The 19,643-nt window shown below is 42.9% G+C and carries 20 protein-coding genes and 1 pseudogene; 13 read left to right on the top strand and 8 right to left on the bottom strand.

Features of this window, described 5'->3' with window-relative positions:
- Positions 1–47: 47 nt before the first annotated feature.
- A complete protein-coding gene (locus ACIG3F_RS05955) occupies positions 48–812 on the bottom strand; it encodes a glutathione S-transferase family protein (protein ID WP_004645522.1) in 765 nt (254 codons plus the stop codon).
- A 294-nt stretch (positions 813–1,106) separates the two neighbouring features.
- Here ACIG3F_RS05955 and ychF point away from each other — a divergent pair, with 294 nt between their 5' ends.
- Complete coding sequence (gene ychF / locus ACIG3F_RS05950) at positions 1,107–2,198, top strand: redox-regulated ATPase YchF (protein WP_396469587.1); 1,092 nt, start codon at positions 1,107–1,109, stop codon at positions 2,196–2,198.
- A 172-nt stretch (positions 2,199–2,370) separates the two neighbouring features.
- Positions 2,371–3,033, top strand: a pseudogene (locus ACIG3F_RS05945) (superoxide dismutase).
- A 190-nt stretch (positions 3,034–3,223) separates the two neighbouring features.
- Here ACIG3F_RS05945 and ACIG3F_RS05940 read toward each other — a convergent pair.
- On the bottom strand, positions 3,224–3,721 hold the full coding sequence (locus tag ACIG3F_RS05940; protein WP_396469586.1) for a hypothetical protein: 498 nt from the start codon (positions 3,719–3,721) through the stop codon (positions 3,224–3,226).
- Positions 3,722–3,824: 103 nt separating this feature from the next.
- Between ACIG3F_RS05940 and ACIG3F_RS05935 the strand changes: the two genes are divergently transcribed.
- From ACIG3F_RS05935 to dapC, 7 genes are all read left to right on the top strand, one after another.
- The gene (locus ACIG3F_RS05935) at positions 3,825–4,577 is read left to right on the top strand and encodes an AzlC family ABC transporter permease (protein ID WP_396469585.1); all 753 of its coding nucleotides are present in this window, start codon (positions 3,825–3,827) and stop codon (positions 4,575–4,577) included.
- Positions 4,574–4,921 (top strand): L-valine transporter subunit YgaH, encoded by a 348-nt coding sequence (gene ygaH / locus ACIG3F_RS05930; RefSeq protein WP_396469584.1) that lies wholly within the window; start codon positions 4,574–4,576, stop codon positions 4,919–4,921. Before ACIG3F_RS05935 ends, ygaH begins: the two co-directional genes overlap by 4 nt.
- Positions 4,922–5,015: 94 nt before the next feature.
- Complete coding sequence (locus ACIG3F_RS05925; protein WP_396469583.1) at positions 5,016–5,225, top strand: hypothetical protein; 210 nt, start codon at positions 5,016–5,018, stop codon at positions 5,223–5,225.
- A 10-nt stretch (positions 5,226–5,235) separates the two neighbouring features.
- Entirely contained in the window at positions 5,236–5,664 is a 429-nt protein-coding gene (locus tag ACIG3F_RS05920; RefSeq protein WP_396469582.1) for a hypothetical protein, read from the top strand.
- A gap of 100 nt (positions 5,665–5,764) precedes the next feature.
- A complete protein-coding gene (gene purT / locus ACIG3F_RS05915) occupies positions 5,765–6,970 on the top strand; it encodes a formate-dependent phosphoribosylglycinamide formyltransferase (protein WP_396469581.1) in 1,206 nt (401 codons plus the stop codon).
- Positions 6,971–6,996: 26 nt separating this feature from the next.
- Positions 6,997–9,669, top strand: a complete 2,673-nt coding sequence (gene glnD / locus ACIG3F_RS05910; protein ID WP_396469580.1) for a [protein-PII] uridylyltransferase — start codon at positions 6,997–6,999, stop codon at positions 9,667–9,669.
- Positions 9,670–9,686: 17 nt separating this feature from the next.
- Positions 9,687–10,856, top strand: a complete 1,170-nt coding sequence (gene dapC, locus ACIG3F_RS05905) for a succinyldiaminopimelate transaminase (protein WP_004278945.1) — start codon at positions 9,687–9,689, stop codon at positions 10,854–10,856.
- A gap of 102 nt (positions 10,857–10,958) precedes the next feature.
- Here dapC and ACIG3F_RS05900 read toward each other — a convergent pair whose 3' ends face one another.
- Together ACIG3F_RS05900 and msrB are read right to left on the bottom strand one after the other, a co-directional pair.
- Positions 10,959–11,435, bottom strand: a complete 477-nt coding sequence (locus ACIG3F_RS05900; RefSeq protein WP_004278946.1) for a glutathione peroxidase — start codon at positions 11,433–11,435, stop codon at positions 10,959–10,961.
- Positions 11,432–11,851: a peptide-methionine (R)-S-oxide reductase MsrB gene (gene msrB, locus ACIG3F_RS05895; RefSeq protein WP_004645533.1), complete on the bottom strand. Its 420-nt coding sequence runs from the start codon at positions 11,849–11,851 to the stop codon at positions 11,432–11,434. The genes ACIG3F_RS05900 and msrB overlap by 4 nt, the downstream gene beginning before the upstream one ends.
- Before the next feature lie 228 nt (positions 11,852–12,079).
- Between msrB and ACIG3F_RS05890 the strand changes: the two genes are divergently transcribed.
- Together ACIG3F_RS05890 and ACIG3F_RS05885 are read left to right on the top strand one after the other, a co-directional pair.
- Positions 12,080–13,510 carry a pyridoxal phosphate-dependent aminotransferase gene (locus tag ACIG3F_RS05890; RefSeq protein ID WP_004278948.1) on the top strand — a complete coding sequence of 477 codons (1,431 nt, stop codon included), beginning with the start codon at positions 12,080–12,082 and terminating at the stop codon, positions 13,508–13,510.
- 212 nt (positions 13,511–13,722) lie between these two features.
- Positions 13,723–14,934 (top strand): YbfB/YjiJ family MFS transporter, encoded by a 1,212-nt coding sequence (locus ACIG3F_RS05885; RefSeq protein ID WP_044113022.1) that lies wholly within the window; start codon positions 13,723–13,725, stop codon positions 14,932–14,934.
- Here ACIG3F_RS05885 and ACIG3F_RS05880 read toward each other — a convergent pair.
- The 3 genes from ACIG3F_RS05880 to icd all read right to left on the bottom strand — a co-directional run bounded on the left by ACIG3F_RS05880 (position 14,913) and on the right by icd (position 17,302).
- Positions 14,913–15,470: a M23 family metallopeptidase gene (locus tag ACIG3F_RS05880; RefSeq protein ID WP_044113021.1), complete on the bottom strand. Its 558-nt coding sequence runs from the start codon at positions 15,468–15,470 to the stop codon at positions 14,913–14,915. The two genes, ACIG3F_RS05885 and ACIG3F_RS05880, sit on opposite strands and share 22 nt — an antisense overlap.
- Before the next feature lie 143 nt (positions 15,471–15,613).
- Complete coding sequence (locus ACIG3F_RS05875) at positions 15,614–15,745, bottom strand: hypothetical protein (protein ID WP_004645538.1); 132 nt, start codon at positions 15,743–15,745, stop codon at positions 15,614–15,616.
- Positions 15,746–16,045: 300 nt separating this feature from the next.
- A complete protein-coding gene (icd, locus tag ACIG3F_RS05870) occupies positions 16,046–17,302 on the bottom strand; it encodes an NADP-dependent isocitrate dehydrogenase (protein ID WP_396469579.1) in 1,257 nt (418 codons plus the stop codon).
- Between the two features lie 194 nt (positions 17,303–17,496).
- Here icd and ACIG3F_RS05865 point away from each other — a divergent pair, with 194 nt between their 5' ends.
- Together ACIG3F_RS05865 and uraH are read left to right on the top strand one after the other, a co-directional pair.
- Positions 17,497–18,285 (top strand): rRNA large subunit pseudouridine synthase E, encoded by a 789-nt coding sequence (locus ACIG3F_RS05865; RefSeq protein ID WP_396469578.1) that lies wholly within the window; start codon positions 17,497–17,499, stop codon positions 18,283–18,285.
- Positions 18,286–18,403: 118 nt separating this feature from the next.
- Positions 18,404–18,799, top strand: coding sequence for a hydroxyisourate hydrolase (gene uraH, locus ACIG3F_RS05860; protein WP_396469577.1), 396 nt, complete (start codon positions 18,404–18,406; stop codon positions 18,797–18,799).
- 38 nt (positions 18,800–18,837) lie between these two features.
- Here the strand turns inward: uraH and ACIG3F_RS05855 are convergent, their stop codons facing one another.
- Positions 18,838–19,590 (bottom strand): hypothetical protein, encoded by a 753-nt coding sequence (locus ACIG3F_RS05855; protein WP_396469576.1) that lies wholly within the window; start codon positions 19,588–19,590, stop codon positions 18,838–18,840.
- Between the last annotated feature and the right edge of the window lie 53 nt (positions 19,591–19,643).

Below are 19,643 nucleotides of genomic sequence, written 5' to 3'. Positions count from 1 at the left end.
AAACGCGCTTCATGCGCGTTTTTTAATTCTTGGATTGGCATTTAAACTTATACACCACGCCAGTCTACCCGGGCATTACGTTCGGTTCGGTAAATACGGCAAATATATTCACCCAGTGGAAGCTCATTCAAATACTGCTGATAGTCGCGATATTCTTCGGACAAGGTTTCAAAATTTTCTTTTTCCCATGGCGTACCTGGAATCGCCAGAAGCGGTGCCAACATGGAACAGACTGCAATATCCGCCAAACCTAAACGATTTCCGACAAAATAATGCCCACCTTGGCTGACCAGCATCTGATTGAGCTGCTGTACCGCAACATCGATGTGTTGTTTAGATTCCGCCACGGTTTCCTCATTCAATGCATAACCCTTGGCCACCATCGCTTTCAATAAAGGTTTAGAAAATTTTTCAAACTGGCGCAGATAGCCCTGCTCACCAATTAAAATATCCAGAGATTCATGATCAGAAGTCAGTGCTTGAGAGAGCATCCAGCGACGAACATGACGACCCAATTCCAGAGTAATTTCATTAATTTCTAAAGCTTTATTTCGAAAATATCCTTCTGCGTGCAGTAAACGATGTTCTGGATAAGTATCATCCAGATACAGAGCAATCTGGGTAGAATCTGCGATCCATCGGTCCTGATCACGCAAAATAGGCAGACGATTCTGTCCTGTTTTCAGGCGGGCAAAAGCGCGGTGTACCCCGGGTATCAGATTGTGAGCAACATAATACAGCTCTTTATGGTCCAGCATCCAACGTGCTTTTTCGCAAAAGTGAGATAAAGGAAACTGGTATAAAGTTCGCATGTATGCTCCATGTTTATCGTTATTGGATCAGGGCGTGTAGGCCGCTATTTTATTCAGATACTTTAGTCACTCACTTTTAGAAAAACAATGTGATTTTTATTCAAAAGTAAAATACTCGCTGATTATTCCTCTATGGCTGGTGGACTCACAACACATCTTGGAAAGCTCAACGATTCATTTTAGGTCGCCAGAAGCATTTGATTGCAATAAACCACAAGCACATGACCTGACTTTAGCCGTGCTTTCATGTAAAATCGGGGGCAATTTTTATATAACGCTTTTGTGAGTTATTTCATGGGTTTTAATTGCGGTATTGTCGGCTTGCCGAACGTTGGTAAATCTACACTTTTCAATGCCTTAACCAAAGCTGCTATTGCTGCAGAAAACTTCCCTTTCTGTACGATCGAACCAAACACCGGGATTGTACCTGTTCCTGATCCACGTTTAGATAAATTGACTGCAATTGTTAAACCGCAACGCGTTATTCCGACTTCTATGGAATTTGTAGACATCGCAGGTCTGGTAGCGGGTGCTTCGAAGGGTGAAGGCTTGGGTAACCAGTTCCTGGCCAACATTCGTGAAACTGATGCAATTGCTCACGTTGTGCGTTGTTTTGAAGATGAAAACGTCATTCATGTGAATGGTCGTATTGATCCACTGGATGACATCGCTACGATTAATACCGAACTTGCGCTTGCAGACTTGGATGCTGTAGCCAAAGCGATTACGCGTTTGACTAAATCTGCCAAAGGTGGCGACAAAGAAGCGCTAGCCACTAAAGCAGTTCTGGAAAAAATCCAGCCTTTACTGGATGACGGTAAACCGGCTCGCGCAGCGGACCTAGATGATGACGAACGTAAACTGGTTCGTGGTTTTGGCTTAATGACGCTTAAACCAACCATGTATATTGCTAACGTTGCTGAAGACGGTTTTGAAAATAACCCACATTTAGATGCAGTGAGAAAATTAGCTGCTGAAGAAAATGCGATTGTGGTTCCACTTTGCAATCAGATTGAAGCTGAAATTTCATTGCTTGAAGATGAAGACCGTGCTGAATTCCTTGAAGCAATGGGCATGGAAGAACCTGGCTTAAACGTGGTGATTCGTGCAGGTTATTCATTACTTGGTCTTCAAACTTACTTCACTGCAGGTGTACAAGAAGTTCGTGCCTGGACTGTAAAAGTTGGCGCAACTGCACCACAGGCAGCAGGCGTGATTCATACCGACTTTGAAAAAGGCTTTATCCGTGCAGAATGTATCGCTTATGATGATTTCGTACAGTACAACGGCGAAGCCGGTGCGAAAGAAGCGGGCAAATGGCGTCTAGAAGGTAAAACTTACATCGTTCAGGATGGTGACGTTTTACACTTCCGCTTTAACGTCTAAGTAATTGCTGTTTGAAAAAGCCCCTTCTTGGGGCTTTTTTATGGGCTATAAAAAATATGTATAAGCTCAATAGACTTTAGACTTTCTACCAATGCATAAGATCAACACATATTAACAATAATGATAACTATTATCATATATAAATATTAAATTAGGGCGTATCTTAAATCTAATGAAAAATAACCTAACTCCATTCTTCCCAAGGAATCCTGCCAATGAGCTCTACACCTTGCCTGCACTGCCTTATGCTTATGATGCGCTAGAGCCTCATATCGATAGCAAGACTATGGAAATTCATCATAGCAAGCATCATCAAACCTATATCAATAATATCAATGCAGGAATAGCGGGCACAGAATGGGAAGATTTATCGGTCGAAGCCTTAATTAGCAAATTCAATGAAGTGCCCGAGCAACTCAGACAGAACGTGATCAACAATGCCGGTGGGCATGCCAACCATTCCCTGTTCTGGACAGTGATGAATCCAGACGGCGGTGGTCATCCCGAAGGTGAAATTACCAAGGCGATTGAACATGAATTAGGAAGATTCGAGGCATTTAAAGAAGCATTTACCCAAGCAGCGCTTAGCCGTTTTGGTAGTGGTTGGGCCTAGTTAAGTATGGCGCCAGATCAAACGCTTATTGTAGAAAGTAGCGCCAATCAGGATTCTCCGCTGATGCATGGCAATATTCCCCTTTTAGGTCTGGATGTTTGGGAACATGCCTATTATTTGCTATATCAAAACCGTCGTCCGGAATATATCTCTGCTTTTTTCAATGTCGTGAACTGGAAAGAAGTAAATCGTCGTTATCTGGAAGCGTTAAACGCGCTTTAAATCTTTGAGGAAATCGACCATGTCTACACGTACATTGATTCAACGCATGATTGGCAGCACACTCCTGATCTGCGGTGTAATGGTGCTTTTATTAGAACAAGTGTGGATACCTTATTTTTAAAGTTTATTTTGCTAAAAAAGCCAGTCATTCAGACTGGCTTTTTATAGGTACATTTAAATGGACAAAGGTTTATTGCATATTGGCAATTGCAGTACCTTTTTGCTTAGGATCAGTATTTCCGAGTGCAGGATGGGCAATGGCATTCTGACATTGCAGTTTATCACGCTCATAATCCGCCTGTTTTTGTTGCAGGCTGTTGCCATTTTCCATAGTCGTCCGCGCCCATATTTCCAGACTGGTCAAGGCTTTACGACACAGGGCATATTTGCCTTCGGTCACCGAATCAGTCATTTTGACATTAATCCGCCAGTCTGTACTCAATTTACGTGCTGGTTGACGTACCTGTGTTTCCAGCTGATCCACTTCTTTATTATAGACCAGTGGATCTACTTCATTGATCAACTGCCATGCGGCATTGGCATAAGCCGTCGCATCATTGCTCAGTTTAGGTGCCGGTTTAATTTCTGGCTTATCAGTCGATTGACTGTCATTCCCACACGCTTGCAACAACATTGCCGTGCTTATTAAAGCAGCAGTCAGCATCGTGCGTGTCTTGAACATCCACATATCAGGCTCGCCAATTTAAACATTTCGGCACTATGCTATTAAATTCACGTAGAATACACAATCTTCATTTGGCCCATCGTTCAACTCTCCTTCAAGGTGTGTCGTGTCTGAACCGAATCAACTCACTACGCAACCTGCTGGCTTCTGGCAAGGTGCAAAAGATAGCCAAGCGATTATCTTCACTTATTTACCGGTGTCGTTTGCTTTTGGTGTGTCAGCCACTCAGTTTGGCTTTACCGCCTGGGAAGCATTGTTCCTGTCCTGCTCGATGTATGCAGGTGCCAGCCAGTTCCTGGTGGTTGCGCTCTTAGGTAGTGGTACATCCATCTGGATGACGGCATTAACCGTGATTGCCTTGGACATTCGCCATCTGCTCTATGGCCCTGCGTTACAAAATCTGATTCAAGACCGGCTGAATTTAAAGAAAACGGCAATCTGGTCTTGGGGTCTGACCGATGAAGTCTTTGCCTCCGGCATGATCAAGCTTTCACAGCGACGTCAGGAATGGTCGGAATCCTGGATGCTCGGTTTAAGCCTGTTTAGCTGGATGTCCTGGGCACTTGGATCTTTTCTGGGTGGTTTATTTGCTGATCAGGTCAGCAACTTGCCGCAATTCTTGCAGGCAGCACTGGATTTCTTATTACCTGCACTGTTCCTGAGTTTCTTGTTGGCTGCTTTTGAGAAGAAACATACTTTTGTGGTGGCAGTGACCATTCTGGTTTCTGCGGTTGCCTGCTATTTTATCGATCTGTCTGCCGCGATTTTCATTGGTATTAGTTCCGGTATTTTCGCTGGTCTGTTCAAGCACTATATTTTGAAACAGCCGGATCCTGAACACGCAGGAGATCAAGCATGAATCTAGAGATTATTCTGGTCGGAATTTTAGTCGGAATCGCCAATTTTGCCTCGCGCTTTGGTCCTTTTTTTGTCATTCAGAAATTTCAGCAAGGTTCGCAAAAACGCGGAGCGTTGTGGCTAAAAATTGCCTTGGGTTCAATTGGCATCGCTGCGATCAGCTCCATGTTGGTGGTTGCTACCCTGCCCCCTTTATTAGAAACACCGAATAAAAGTTTTGCGATGCTAGTTGGCTTTATTGTGCTCACGGTTTTGTACTTTAAGTTTAAACGTATCGTGATGGCGACCCTAACTGCAGCACTAACCTATGGTCTGGTCTATACTTATGTACCCGTGACTTTTTAAGCTTTAACTAGTTAATCAATCGAAACAAAGACTTCTGCTAAACTCACAGTATAGGTCTTTTTTTATATAACAATAAAAACAAGGAAGGATGTGCATGTTTGAAGTCAAACAGGTGATTGAAGGCAAAATCTTTATTCATCATCGGCGCGATGAAATGTTAACTGTGTTTCATCGACATGAAGTACCGGCACAGTATTTTGAATGTTTTATCAATGCTCAAAATTTTACCGGACATTTTGTCGAAATACATGCTCAACCTGCTGATGAAGTCCGTGTTGTTTATACAGAAAAATGGCCAAAATAAAATCATAGCCATGTTGAATCACACTCAGCAAGTTTTACATTTGCATCCCAGCGCCATCATTTTTAGTCGATGGAGCTGGATGCATCGGGTCATTCCTAATTTAATCAAAATTATAGCTGTTTCCCTGATCTTGCTAACTGGCTTTTTCTTTCTGGTTACCGCAAGTTTTGAACGTGCCGTGCAGGATGCAACCCTCTTTAGCTTTTGGGGTTTATTGTTAGCATCGATTTTGGTCGGATTACCGATGTTGGCATTTTATTCTTATAGACGAGCACAAACTCGAAAACTACTACATCTATTCGCTCTAAGCCCAGAGCATTTTCTAGACATGGAAAAATTAAATCCGCCAAGCCGGATTTATCCTTTAGCAAAACCAGTTGAGTTACTCACAAATACCTCAATTTCAAGCCCCGATAATATTAAAAAACTTTATAAATAAAACTGTTGGTCAATATCACAATTTTGTATGAATCTTGGCTTAACTGCCGGCTCAGTTCTGCTATGCTAAAAGTCCATAAAATCAAGCATGGATGATCTAGATGAGCGTAACTCTTGGTACTCCCCTTCAATCTTCTGCCTATAAAGTTCTATTATTGGGTTCTGGTGAACTGGGCAAGGAAGTGGTGATTTCACTACAACGCCTTGGAGTCGAAGTTCATGCTGCTGACCGTTATGATCATGCACCGGCCATGCAAGTTGCGCATTATTCCTATACTTTGAATATGGCAGATGCTGTAGAACTCAAACAACTTATCCATCAAATTCAGCCTCATTTAATTGTTCCTGAAATTGAAGCGATTGCAACCGAAGTGCTGCTTGAAATAGAAGCCCAGAACATTGCTACGGTCATTCCTTCCGCCAAAGCCGTTAATCTGACCATGAACCGTGAAGGTATTCGTCGTCTGGCTGCGGAAGAACTGGGGCTACCAACCTCAGCTTACCGTTTTGCCGACAGTTTAGAATCTTTTCGCGCGGCCTGTGATGATGTCGGCTATCCAAATTTTGTGAAACCGGTGATGTCATCTTCAGGCAAGGGCCAGTCTCGTGTCACAAGCTTTGATGAAGTCGATGCGGCCTGGGAATATGCGCAAACCGGTGGCCGGGTCAATCAGGGTACTGTGATTGTAGAATCACAAATTGACTTTGATTTTGAAATTACCTTATTGACTGTTCGTGCAAAAAATCCAGAAACCGGCGAAATCGAAACATCTTATTGCGACCCGATCGGACATCGTCAGGACTCAGGCGATTATGTGGAAAGCTGGCAGCCTCAGCCGATGACTGCGGCCGCGCTGGAAGAGTCCAAGCGTATTGCCAACAAGGTCACCACAGCACTCGGTGGTTGCGGAATCTTTGGTGTGGAACTCTTTGTAAAAGGCGACAAAGTGTGGTTTAGTGAGGTTTCCCCGCGTCCCCACGATACTGGACTGGTGACTTTGGCTTCCCAATTTCAAAGCGAATTTGAGCTGCATGCACGTGCTATTTTGGGCTTGCCGGTCAATACTGCACGACATAGTGTAGCTGCCAGTGCGGTAATTTATGCTGGGGTAGATGATCGCAATCTTTCATTTTCTGGCCTGAATCTTGCTTTAGCAGACGGCAATACCGATTTGCGCCTGTTTGGCAAACCAGAGGGTTTTAAACGTCGCCGTATGGGCGTTGCTACCGCACGTGCGGAAAATATTGAACAGGCACGTGAACTGGCCCTACAGGTCGCAAACCAAGTTAGCGTCAACCAAAACTAAGCTGAAATACCAACGGACGACTGTACATGATCAACACCCATCCACTGCTGAATTACGCTAAAAGTAACCATGACATTAAAGCCATCAATCAATGGCGCAGTGATGTCGAATGTCAGCTGCAGGAAAGTTTTGAAAATGGCCAGTCGATTCGGGATATTATTCTGGCGCGCTCCAATCTGATTGATGAAGCATTGCAATTTCTCTGGCAGCATGCCGAGCTGGATCAAACCGATTTGGCTCTGTTTGCGGTCGGAGGCTATGGTCGCCGTGAAATGCTGCCTTATTCTGATGTCGATATCATGATCTTGTCTGAAGATGAGATTAGCACGGAACAGGAACAGCTGATTTCCACCTTTATTTCATCGCTTTGGGATGTCGGGAACTTCAAACCGGGCATCAGTGTCCGTACCATCAATGAATGTGTTAATCAGGCCAGCAGTGATCTGACCGTCGCCACCACCCTGATTGAAGCCCGCCTGATTATTGGCAATGAAAACCTGTGCAAATGGCCACGTCGCATCGTGTCACGTACCTGGACTGACAAAACCTTTTTTGATGCCAAGATGGATGAGCAGCATAAACGCTATGCTCAGCACAACAATACCGAAAGCAATCTGGAACCGGATATTAAAAATGCGCCGGGTGGTATTCGTGACATCAACCAGATTGGCTGGATTGCGAAACGGCATTTCCGCGTCAATCGCATTTATGATCTGGTGCATCTCGGTTTTATTTCAGAATTTGAACTCGGTGTGCTTGAGGAAGCCGAAAGTTTCCTCTGGGAAATCCGTCATCACCTGCACCGCCTGACCAAACGCGATGAAAACCGCTTATTGTTCGATTATCAGCGTGATATTGCAGCCAAATTTGGCTATGTACGTGAAGATGCGCATCATCCAAACTATCCAATTGAACAGTTCATGAAGCGCTATTATCGCAGTGCGCAGCAGGTGTCGACGCTGAACGAAATGCTGCTGGCCTATTTTAATGAATCAGTCATTACGCCACGTTTACCGCAATATGAACGCCAGATTGAAGAAATTAATGAAAATTTCAAACTGGTCGATGGCAAACTGGCTGTCCAGCATCACAAAATTTTCTCGGAAAATCCAAGCGCAATTCTGGAAATTTTCTATCTGTTGGCCAATCGTCCTGAGATCGAAGGCATTCGTGCGCGTACCTTACGTCTGCTGACTTTGGCTGGAAAACGCATTGATCAGGATTTTCGTGATAATCCGGTGCATCAGGCACTGTTTATGGCGATTATCCGTTCACCGCATCGACTTTATGACACTATGGTTTCCATGAAGCGTTATGGTGTGCTTGGAAATTACATCCCGGCCTTTGGACAGATTCTGGGACTGATGCAATATGACCTGTTCCACATTTATACAGTCGATGCGCATACTTTATTGTTGCTCCGCAATTTAAACCGCTTTAAAGAACCTGAATTTGCCAAGGAATTCCCGGTGGTCAGTTCAGTATTCCAGCGTCTGACCCGTCGTGACATCGTCTATCTGGCAGCAATTTTCCATGATATTGCCAAAGGCCGTGGCGGTGATCACAGTGAACTCGGCGCCAGCGATGCGATTAAATTCTGCCGTAGCCATGGCTTTACTGAACGCGAAAGTAATCTGGTAGCCTGGCTGATCCAGAATCATCTGGTAATGTCTGTCACTGCCCAGAAAAAAGATATCTCTGATCCAGATGTGGTCAAAGAATTCGCCGAAAAAATGGGTGATATGGAACATCTGGACTATCTGTATACCCTGACAGTCGCCGATATTAACGCCACCAATCCGAAGCTATGGAATACCTGGCGCGCTTCCCTGATGCGTCAGCTCTATACCCAGGCGCGCGACGTGATCCGTTCTGGTCTGGGCCGTCCAGTTGATTATCAAATGCTGATTGAAGACACCAAATTTGCGGCCAGCGAACTTCTAGTTCAGGACTTTTCACTGGATGAAGTGGAAAAAGTCTGGCAGGAACTTGGTGATGATTATTTCCTGAAAGAAACAGCAGATGAAATTGCCTGGCATACCAGTGCCATTTTACAACACGGCGATAATCCTGCCCCGCTAGTGCTGATGCGGGCACACCGTAAATATGCCCAGGATGCGGTACAGATCTTTATTTATACGCAGGACCAACCCAACCTGTTTGCTACCACGGTGGCTATTCTGGATCGTATGAATCTGGATGTACAAGACGCAAGAATTATTACTGCCACTAAAGCGTTCAGTCTGGATACCTATGTGGTACTGGACCGTTTTGGCACCTTATTAACCGATCCGGAACGCGAAGCCACAGTCATTGAAGCTCTGAAAGATGCCTTGAGTCATTCAGATGAATATCCGGGCTTGATGCAGCGCCGGATTCCGCGTCAATTACGTCATTTCGATATTGAAAATACAGTCGATATCAGTGTCAATCCTGCCTTGAATCAAAATATGGTCGAAATTGCCACTCTCGATCATCCCGGTTTACTTGCCAAAATCGGCGGTTTATTTATGATGCAGGGCCTGGATATCCACTCTGCAAAAATCGCCACACTGGGCGAACGTGCCGAAGATATATTCTTTGTCACCAAAAAAGATGGCAACCCTATGACACCTGAAGAATCTGCTGAATTTGCAGCTGCACTTAAAATTGCACTGGATGAAGCCTCTCATCAGGTTTGTAGTCAACACTCACATTAAAACGCGGTTACTTATTCATGAACTCTAGCTTGTCTCTACTGCATCCTTATCCGTTTGAAAAGTTAAATCAGCTTTTTGCGGATATCCAGCCTGCAAATATGCCTTTAATTCCCCTGTCGATTGGTGAACCGAAGCATCCTGCACCAGAGTTTGTGAAACAAGCGATTATCGATAACTTTAAACATTTATCGACGTATCCAAACAGTAAAGGCCTGCCTGAGCTACGCGAAAGTATTGCTCAATGGCTGACGCGCCGTTTTAAGCTAAATAGCATCAGTGCAGACAGCAATATCCTGCCTGTTTCTGGTACGCGTGAAGCGATTTTCTCGTTTGTACAGGCTTTGGTAAATCGTGAAGAGGCACCTTATGTGGTGATGCCGAATCCGTTTTATCAGATTTATGAAGGTGCAACACTGCTCGCAGGTGCAAAACCATATTTCATCAACTGTACTGAAGAAAATAACTACCTTGGTGATTTTGATGCTGTTCCGGCAGAAGTCTGGGAAAAAACGGCACTGTTATTTGTCTGTACTCCGGGCAATCCAACCGGTGCAGTGCTGTCTAAAGAACAGTTTAAAAAACTGATTGCCCTGTCGGATCAATATAACTTTGTGATTGCTTCAGACGAATGCTATTCGGAGCTGTGGTTTGATCAGGCACCTGTAGGTTTACTGGAAGTTTGTGCTGAAATCGGCCGGGATGACTATAAAAACTGCGTGGTGTTCCATTCACTGTCTAAACGCTCTAACCTTCCGGGTATGCGTTCAGGTTTTGTTGCCGGTGATGCCAGCCTGTTAAAACCTTATTTGCAATATCGTACTTACCACGGCGCAGCGATGCCGGTACAACATCAACTGGCTTCAATCGCTGCCTGGGATGATGAAGCGCATGTGGAAGAAAACCGGGTGCAATACCGTGCCAAGTTTGATTTATTTCAACAGGAACTCGGACATTTATTGCCACTCAAAAAACCGGATGCAGGTTTCTATTACTGGTTAAAAGTTGACAATGATGAAGCCTTTGCTAAACGCCTGATGGAAGAAGCACATATTAAAGTACTTCCGGGTCGTTATTTATCCCGCGATACTGAACAGGGTAATCCGGGTGAAAATCATGTACGTCTAGCACTTGTGGCCGATCTGGCGCAATGTGAAGAAGTCATTCAACGCCTGAAAGCCATCCTCTAAGTTTTAATCAAAACTAAAAAACCCACTGGTTTAAAGTGGGTTTTTTACTTGAAATCAGATGAGTTCTATTTTTATCTCATACTGAGAATATGACACTAATGATTACAATACTTTGGCAATTTCATCTTCAAGATCTTCAGGCTTGGTGGTTGGAGCAAAACGGTTCAATACCTTGCCATCACGGCCGATCAGGAATTTGGTAAAATTCCATTTAATTCCATTGCCTAAAATACCTTTGGAATTATTGGTTAAATAGCGAAAAATGGCGTGCGCTTCAGGGCCTTTGACATCCACCTTGGAAAACATCGGGAAAGATACGCCGTAATTCTTCTGGCAAAATTCACCAATCTGTTCATTGGAACCCGGATCTTGACCACCAAACTGATTGCATGGAAATCCCAAAATTTCCAGACCTTGATCTTTATATTTTTCGTAAAGTTTTTCTAATCCTGAAAACTGTGGGGTAAAACCACACTTACTCGCTGTATTGACGATCAAAAGTACCTTGCCTTCGTAATCTGCAAGTGGCTTGCTTTTGCCATCTAACAATTCAGCTTCAAACTGATAAATGTTAGTCATGGATAGGTTTCCTCATCATTTTTTTCTTGTGTTTCTAAGTCCAAAGAAGCCGAGTTGACACAATAACGTAAGCCCGTCGGCTCTGGACCATCCGGGAAAACATGCCCTAAATGTGCGTCACAATGATGACAAACAATCTCAGTTCTGACCATTCCGTGTGAAGTATCAGGTAATTCTTCTACCACCGAACTGCTGACGGGACGGTAGAAACTTGGCCAGCCACAGCCGCTGTCATACTTGGTCTCAGACGAGAACAGTGGCGTGCCGCAGCAACGGCATACATAGGTGCCATCTTGCTTGGTATTCCAGTATTTTCCAGTAAATGCCGGCTCGGTTCCCTTCTCGCGCGTAATGCGAAACTCCTCAGGTGATAACTCTCTTTGCCATTCCCGGTCTGATTTATTGAGTTTTCCCATGATCACATACCTTTTTATCTTGCTATTTAAAATAGGATAATCCTATATTTACGTGATTCATTTTAAAAATTCTAGTCTTTATTCAACATTTTACAAAAGACATATAATGCCTAAAAAAGCAAAAAGAAAGCAAATATAAAAATAAAAGTAAGCAATTTTTACATTAAATGTTTTTTAGTGAGCAAATTTAATGGTATTCTTAGCTCTAAATTTGCTCAGGATTAAAAAATGTCGCAAAAAAAGAGCGTAATTTTTAAAAATCTGCTGCCTGTGATCAAACAATATCAGCAGCTTGGATTTACGCATGAAAAAATTGTTGCACTACTTCGAGATGAACATGATCTCGATCTAGTCACAACTGAGACATTTAAAAGTTATTTATATCGTTATGCAAAAGTGACCTCCACTCCTTCCGAGAACATCAAAATGCCGAACACTTTCCAAACCCCTCGCGAGATCAAGAAATCATCTAAGCTCGAGCATGTGTGCTACGACATTCGCGGACCTGTGTTACGAGCGGCCATCGAGATGGAAGAAGCCGGTCACAAAATTATCAAATTAAATATTGGCAACCCTGCCCCATTTGGGTTTGAAGCACCACAAGAAATTATCAACGATGTGGCTTTAAACCTGCCGAATGCGATTGGCTACACGGATTCCAAAGGGATTTTCCCGGCGCGTAAGGCGATCTGTCAGTATTATCAGCAAAAAGGCATTCTGGATATGCACGTCAATGACGTTTATATCGGTAATGGTGTGTCTGAACTGATTGTTATGGCCATGCAGGGTCTGCTGGATGATGGCGACGAAATGCTGATTCCAATGCCGGATTATCCACTCTGGACGGCGGCAGTGAATCTGTCTGGCGGTACAGCGATTCATTATAAATGTGATGAAGAAAATCACTGGTATCCAGATATTGCCGATATGGAAAGCAAAATCACGCCAAATACCCGTGGTATTGTGATTATTAACCCGAATAACCCGACCGGTTCGGTTTACCCACGTCATGTGTTGCAACAAATCGTCGACTTGGCCAAGAAATATGACCTGATTTTATTTGCTGACGAAATCTACGACAAAATTATCTACGATGGAATCGAGCATGTTGCGGTAGCAGCTCTGGCTGGCGATCAGCTCTGTGTCTCATTTAACGGTTTATCTAAGGCCTATCGTATTGCTGGTTTCCGTTCCGGCTGGATGGCAATTACCGGCAATAAAGCACGTGCAGCAGACTATATTGAAGGTCTGGATATGCTGGCGTCGATGCGCCTGTGTGCCAACCATCAGGCACAATATGCGATTCAGACTGCACTAGGCGGTTATCAGTCGATTAATGACCTGATTCGCCCAGGTGGCCGTTTATATGAACAGCGCAATATTGCCTGGGAAATGCTGAACGAGATCCCAGGTGTGTCTTGTGTCAAACCTGAAGGTGCGATGTACTGCTTCCCAAAACTGGATCCGAATGTGTATCCAATTCAGGACGATGAAAAACTGATGCTGGATTTGTTACGTGCAGAGAAAGTACTTCTAGTACAAGGTACAGGCTTTAACTGGCCGACACCGGATCATTTCCGTGTAGTATTCCTGCCGGCTGAAAATGAACTGCGTGAAGCCATTACCCGTGTTGGCCGTTTCCTGGCCAAGATGCGTTAATTCTTGAAATAGACAATATAAAAAACCGCGTCTCAACGCGGTTTTTTATTTCTTTGAAAAAGTTCAGGCTTTTGGCTGATGAAATTTTAAAAATCATACGGGCTTACTGGAGCAAATTTCTGCACTCAATGGTTTCTTCTCCGACAATTTCCCCTAAATCATGAAGATTCATGTTATTTTTTGACCAAATATAAAATTCTATGAGTACACGGATGTCCTCAAACACAATGAAGCTCAGCCTTTTTCTCTGCCTTAGTATGTGCTTGGGCATTGGCATCCTTCGCTTTTCTTATACCGCACTGTTACCTGGCACACGCGAAGCCTTTGGCTGGAGTACAGATTTTGCCAGCCTTTTGGGCAGTGCCAATTTGCTGGGTTATTTAATCGGTGCATTTACCGCGATGCGCTTGCCTCAAGACCGCAGTATGAGCACTTATATTCAAATTTCAGCCTTTGCCGGTATGTTCAGCCTGATGTGCTGTGCATTTTCTGGTTTCTCTGAAGCGTGGTATATCGCTTGGCGGGTTATTTCCGGGATCAGCGGTGGACTGATGATGATCTTATCGCCGAGTGTGGTCGCGCAGTGTTGTGAACTTCAGGATCGTCTTAAAATCAACTTTATTGGTTTTAGCGGGATTGGACTAGGCGTTTTAATTGCGACCCTGTTTCTGCCTTATCTGGATCAAATTTCCATACAGACTGCATGGCTGATCTTATGCGGTTTTGCTTTGCTTATCTGTATCGTTTTAAGTTTACTGATTCAGAAATTTAAGCCGTATTTGTCCACACAAGCTCTTGCAGTTACCTCTCCTCTCTCTTTGAATAGCGTCTTTTATAGTTTATTGACGGTCTACGCGTGTAGTGCATTCGCCTATATACCGCATTCACTCTTCTGGATTGATTATTTAAGCCAGCAGTTGGGATTGAGCTTGTTCTGGATTAATTTCAACTGGATTCTGTATGGAATAGGCAGTGCCTTGGGTGCCTTTAGTGCTTATGTGCTGGCCAGAAAATGGGGTAATTTTGCTGCCCTGAAAATTCTTTATAGTCTTTATATTGTGGCTATTTTTATTGCGCCTCTAGATGCCTATCCCTTACTCACTTTTAGCTCTTCCTTTTTTACCGGGATGTTAAATCCGGCTGTGGTCTTCCTGACCTCCTATACCATTTTACAACTGTATGGACTGGCTTATAAAAAGCTCTGGAGTATTGCTACCTTGTGTTTTGCCTCGATTCAGCTGATCGGTGGACTCAGCTTTAGTGCGCTGCAATATTTTGGATTGAGCTATCATCAACAGTTCATACTGGCCACATTGGTTCTTTTATTAGGAACATTGCAATTGTTCTGGTACACACGTCCTGTCAGACTCAAATCTGAACAACAAACTCCGCCAATTTCTGCTCATGGAGAAGGAACTAAATAAGGATAAGGATTGGTTGCTCCTTGCCCACCTAAATAAATGCCATAATGTAAGTGCGGCGGGGTATTTTTGGCATTACCTGTATTACCCACATAAGCGATGACTTCACCTGCTTCCACCCAGTCGCCTTCCTGAATATGCTCTGCATAACCATCCAGATGTGCATAATAATGCTGGCTCATACTGGGACCTGTCACCCAGATAATTTTTCCACCCAGATTATTGGTGCCAATCCTACGCACAATCCCTTGGGTCGCGCTAAATACTGGCGTACCGCGTTTGGCAAAAATATCCGTTCCTTCGTGTTTACGACCGGCACTACGTGCTGCTCCCCAGGTATCATTAATTTGACCAACTCTGACGCCTTCAACCGGAATCTGTAACGGAGCTTCCAACTGGGCTCTCTGTAATTGCCAATATAGATATGGGGTTTTCCAGCCCGCTGCCTCCCCTGAAGGAGGTGGTTGACAGGCAGTCAGTAGAAAACCTATAGATAACAGTAAACTTATAATCCGAAGAAATTTCACCAATATTCGCATTAAATTAAATAGATGACTTTTATCTTAATCACAACCGCCTAATTTAAAGTCACAATCCTGTTATTTTTAGTGATGATTTTATATTAGCCTTCAAATAACAAAACCCTCAAATGAGGGTTTTGTTATTTCAGGTGGATAGGAGATTATCTACGTTTTTTAGCACGAGATGGTTTCGATGGTTGTTGCTGTTGTTGCTGTTGCTGCTCTTCATTCTGAGCATTGTCCTGCTTGTCTTTTTGTTGGACCTGCTTATGTCTCGCTTTAGCTTTAGCCATGATTTACTCCTTTGGAGAAACGTCTCTATATCACTGGAAGTTCCATTCATCACTGTAACGTTTATACAAAATAAGCCAATCGCTGAGCTGTATCCAAATACGTCAATGTAATACAGTCTTTACTAAGTCATTCAGCTTAGAACGAATCATTTCTAGGCTCATTACACTTCTTACATGATCTTGCAGCCTGATACTTATTTTAACGTTTAGCTCTGATCTGTTCAGACTTTGCCTGAAAATAAGGCCATAAAAAAACCCGCAATGACTGCGGGTTTTTCATTCACAAATTGCATCGCAATTTTAAGTATCCATCTTGTCGATAATTGCTTCACCAAACTCAGAACAACGCAGCAAGGTCGCACCTGGCATCAGACGCTCGAAATCGTAAGTCACCGTTTTTGACGCAATCGCACCTGAAATCCCCTTGATGATCAGGTCGGCAGCTTCTGTCCATCCCATATCACGCAGCATCATTTCTGCAGACAGAATAATCGAACCCGGATTTACTTTATCTTGTCCGGCATATTTAGGCGCTGTGCCGTGGGTTGCTTCATAGACTGCAATCGAACCGCCAATATTGGCACCTGGTGCAATCCCGATTCCGCCGACTTCCGCAGCCAGCGCATCAGAAATATAGTCACCATTTAAGTTGAGTGTCGCAATCACAGAATAATCCGCTGGGCGCATTAAGATTTGCTGCAAGAAAGCATCGGCAATGACATCTTTAATAATAATGTCTTTGCCCGTTCTTGGATTTTTAATTTTAACCCACGGACCACCATCTAAAAGCTCACCACCGAAACGTTCCAATGCGACCTCATAGCCCCACTCTTTAAACGCCCCTTCGGTGTATTTCATGATATTACCTTTGTGCACTAGCGTCACACTAGGCTTGTCATTCTCAATGGCGAACTGAATGGCTTTACGCACCAGACGCTGGCTACCTTCTTTGGAAACAGGCTTGATCCCGATCCCACAATTGTCTTCAAAGCGGATGTTGGTTACACCCATTTCTTCTTTCAGGAACTTGATAACTTTTTTCGCTTCTGGAGAATCTGCCTTCCATTCAATTCCGGCATAAATATCTTCTGAATTTTCACGGAAAATCACCATATCGGTCAGTTCCGGATGATGTACCGGTGACGGTACACCTTCAAACCAGCGTACCGGACGTATACAGACATATAAATCCAGTTCCTGGCGTAATGCCACGTTCAGGGAACGAATACCACCACCGACTGGCGTGGTCAGTGGACCTTTGATCGATATCACATAATCGCGTAGCGCTTCGAGAGTTTCTTCAGGCATATAGGTGCCGTAAATTTTGTCAGCTTTTTCACCGCAGTAGACTTCCATCCATTCGATGGAACGCTTCCCAGCGTATGCTTTTTGCACAGCAGCATCTACCACAGTTCGCATTGTTGGTGTAATATCTGCACCAATTCCATCCCCTTCGATAAATGGGATAATTGGATTATTTGGTACGTTGAGTGACAGGTCTGCATTAACGGTAATTTTGGTACCATCCACAGGTACTACGATTTTTTGATATCCCATTATTAGTATTCTCCCGGATGCCGCTGACAAATCTAAAATAATTGCCGATTAGGCAATACTTTCAACTGTTCTTAACGCATAATATTCTAATCCAGATTTGTTGTTTTTGAGATTTATACGGGAAATAACAAAATTTCCCTTTTAAATAAACCTCTACATTTTTTAAATTAATGTAATTATAGAAGTTATTTCCTATGAAAATCGTCATTCTAAACAAACCTTATGACGTCCTCTCCCAATTCCGTGCGGATGAAAAGCACCCAACCATGGCTGATTTTGTCAACGACAAAGATTTACGTCTTGCTGGCCGTTTGGACATGGACTCAGAAGGTCTGGTTTTCCTCACCGATCACGGTGGTCTCAACCAATATATCACCAATCCTGCCAATAAAAAGTTTAAAACTTATATGGTGCAAGTGGAAGGTGATGTGACCGAAGAAGCACTTGAGCAGCTTCGTAAAGGTGTTGAACTGAAAGATGGCATGACGCTTCCTGCACGTGCTGAAAAAGTGTCTGAACCGGAATGGTTGTGGGAGCGTAATCCTCCTGTACGTTTCCGTGCCTCTGTTCCAACGTCTTGGGTTGAGATTTCGATCTGTGAAGGTCGTAACCGTCAGGTTCGTCGTATGACATCTGCAGTAGGCTTCCCTACACTGCGTTTGATCCGTACCAAGATTGGTGAGATTGATTTAGTTCGTATGGGATTACAACCGGGCGAGACCAGAGAAATTGAACCCTTACTTTATCCAGACTTTCAGAATGTTCCTGCGGAAGAACCATACCGTTCACGTTCTTATGTGAAAAAGCCGGGTGGTACGGGTGGTAAACCAATGGTTCGTAAGAACAAAGATGGTTCTGTGAAAAAGTCTGGCACCAAACGTATCTGGCAAATGGACGAAAGCGAAAAGCCGAAACGTCGCACCAATGGTACTACTCGTCCAAATACCAAGGCACCACGTGGTCGCGGCCGAGGTCGTAGCTAAGTTTGAATAAATCCAATCAAGCTCACTTCGGTGGGCTTTTTTTTATTACATAACTTCAATATTTTTTATTTTTCAATCTATTAGAATAATTATAAGTATTCATTTTAATGTGAGTCTCATGAAAAAAATAATTTTCGCTTTAGCTGCGACTTCCCTTTCAACTTTTAGCTTTGCCAATCCGCTGAGTGTGCATGTACTTAATCAAGAAACTGGCCTACCCTCTGCTAATGTCACGGTCACCTTAGAAGCTCAACAAGGTGAGAAATGGGTCAAGCTCAATGAAGCCAAGACAGACAGTAATGGTCGTATTAAAGAATTTTACCCTAAAGACACCGCGTTACAAAAAGGCGTTTATAAAGTAACGTTTAAAACGGGTGACTGGTTTAAGACCAATAATCAGCGAACTTTCTTCCCTGAAGTACCGGTGGTCTTTGTGATTGATGGCACTTTGGAGCACTACCATATTCCGCTGCTATTAAGTTCTTATGGATATTCAACGTATCGAGGGAATTAAAAAATTAGTAATTTTCATCATACGATTTAAATGTAGTTTCAATTCGCTACTTTTGAATTGGAAGAATTTTGATGGGTTAATACTTGTAAAATAACTGTATTTTCATTCCCAGACTCATAAGCTAAATCATAAAATGCTGTATATTTATTATTATAAATATCTATAAAATTTATTTTTAAAGTTAAATACTTATCTTTAAATTTTAATATTCGATTAATTTGTGGGTCAGTTAAGATAAAATTTACTGTGTTAATCTCTTGTGGATCGATCTTATAGAAATTAGATCCAACAACGTCAAAATCTAAAATAATTTCGATAAATTTTGCCACACTATCTCCTTCATTTTTGAGTTTAAAGCTTAGCTCCTTACGATTTTTAGTGTGTAACTGATTCTCTAAAGTGGAAAAACGATTTTTATTTAAATTTAATTTAGCATCATACAACTTTATAAATGGTCTTTTTTCTTGTACTAACATTATTAATTGCTGATTTTGCATTTCAACTAGTCTAGTTTGTTGCTTTACACCTTCTTTCATCTCATCAATTTGAAGTTGTAATGCTCTTTCCTGTTGTTCTAATGCTTTTGTATTTTGCTCTAACTGTTTACCTTGCTGAACATATCCTAAAATCAACCAGAGAAAAGCAATTGGCGCAAATATTCCCGCTAGAAAATCTCCAAGCTCATTTAATGAAGTAGGCGAACTCAATCCACCAAAAATCCAAAGAGAAATGATGACAGTAAGCCAAATTACTGTAATTCCAATTCCCCAATTTAAACTATTTTGATTCATCGTCTAATAATAAAAAACCCATACCTGAATATTGGTTTTACCTGCTTTTTCTT

Origin of the sequence: Acinetobacter sp. NPDC052428 (assembly GCF_044547685.1) — a bacterium.
GTDB classification, from domain to species: domain Bacteria; phylum Pseudomonadota; class Gammaproteobacteria; order Pseudomonadales; family Moraxellaceae; genus Acinetobacter; species Acinetobacter lwoffii_G.
Note: the sequence above shows the minus strand (reverse complement) of the source record. Positions and strands in the feature narration are given on the sequence as shown.

What these genes read in the sequence shown, in the direction of transcription:
- ACIG3F_RS05955 (WP_004645522.1), bottom strand. Translation starts at nt 812, where the DNA reads ATGCGAACTTTATACCAGTTTCCTTTATCTCACTTTTGCGAAAAAGCA.
- ychF (WP_396469587.1), top strand. Translation starts at nt 1,107, where the DNA reads ATGGGTTTTAATTGCGGTATTGTCGGCTTGCCGAACGTTGGTAAATCT.
- ACIG3F_RS05940 (WP_396469586.1), bottom strand. Translation starts at nt 3,721, where the DNA reads ATGTGGATGTTCAAGACACGCACGATGCTGACTGCTGCTTTAATAAGC.
- ygaH (WP_396469584.1), top strand. Translation starts at nt 4,574, where the DNA reads ATGAATCTAGAGATTATTCTGGTCGGAATTTTAGTCGGAATCGCCAAT.
- ACIG3F_RS05925 (WP_396469583.1), top strand. Translation starts at nt 5,016, where the DNA reads ATGTTTGAAGTCAAACAGGTGATTGAAGGCAAAATCTTTATTCATCAT.
- ACIG3F_RS05920 (WP_396469582.1), top strand. Translation starts at nt 5,236, where the DNA reads ATGTTGAATCACACTCAGCAAGTTTTACATTTGCATCCCAGCGCCATC.
- purT (WP_396469581.1), top strand. Translation starts at nt 5,765, where the DNA reads ATGAGCGTAACTCTTGGTACTCCCCTTCAATCTTCTGCCTATAAAGTT.
- glnD (WP_396469580.1), top strand. Translation starts at nt 6,997, where the DNA reads ATGATCAACACCCATCCACTGCTGAATTACGCTAAAAGTAACCATGAC.
- dapC (WP_004278945.1), top strand. Translation starts at nt 9,687, where the DNA reads ATGAACTCTAGCTTGTCTCTACTGCATCCTTATCCGTTTGAAAAGTTA.
- ACIG3F_RS05900 (WP_004278946.1), bottom strand. Translation starts at nt 11,435, where the DNA reads ATGACTAACATTTATCAGTTTGAAGCTGAATTGTTAGATGGCAAAAGC.
- msrB (WP_004645533.1), bottom strand. Translation starts at nt 11,851, where the DNA reads ATGGGAAAACTCAATAAATCAGACCGGGAATGGCAAAGAGAGTTATCA.
- ACIG3F_RS05890 (WP_004278948.1), top strand. Translation starts at nt 12,080, where the DNA reads ATGTCGCAAAAAAAGAGCGTAATTTTTAAAAATCTGCTGCCTGTGATC.
- ACIG3F_RS05885 (WP_044113022.1), top strand. Translation starts at nt 13,723, where the DNA reads ATGTCCTCAAACACAATGAAGCTCAGCCTTTTTCTCTGCCTTAGTATG.
- ACIG3F_RS05880 (WP_044113021.1), bottom strand. Translation starts at nt 15,470, where the DNA reads ATGCGAATATTGGTGAAATTTCTTCGGATTATAAGTTTACTGTTATCT.
- ACIG3F_RS05875 (WP_004645538.1), bottom strand. Translation starts at nt 15,745, where the DNA reads ATGGCTAAAGCTAAAGCGAGACATAAGCAGGTCCAACAAAAAGACAAG.
- icd (WP_396469579.1), bottom strand. Translation starts at nt 17,302, where the DNA reads ATGGGATATCAAAAAATCGTAGTACCTGTGGATGGTACCAAAATTACC.
- ACIG3F_RS05865 (WP_396469578.1), top strand. Translation starts at nt 17,497, where the DNA reads ATGAAAATCGTCATTCTAAACAAACCTTATGACGTCCTCTCCCAATTC.
- uraH (WP_396469577.1), top strand. Translation starts at nt 18,404, where the DNA reads ATGAAAAAAATAATTTTCGCTTTAGCTGCGACTTCCCTTTCAACTTTT.
- ACIG3F_RS05855 (WP_396469576.1), bottom strand. Translation starts at nt 19,590, where the DNA reads ATGAATCAAAATAGTTTAAATTGGGGAATTGGAATTACAGTAATTTGG.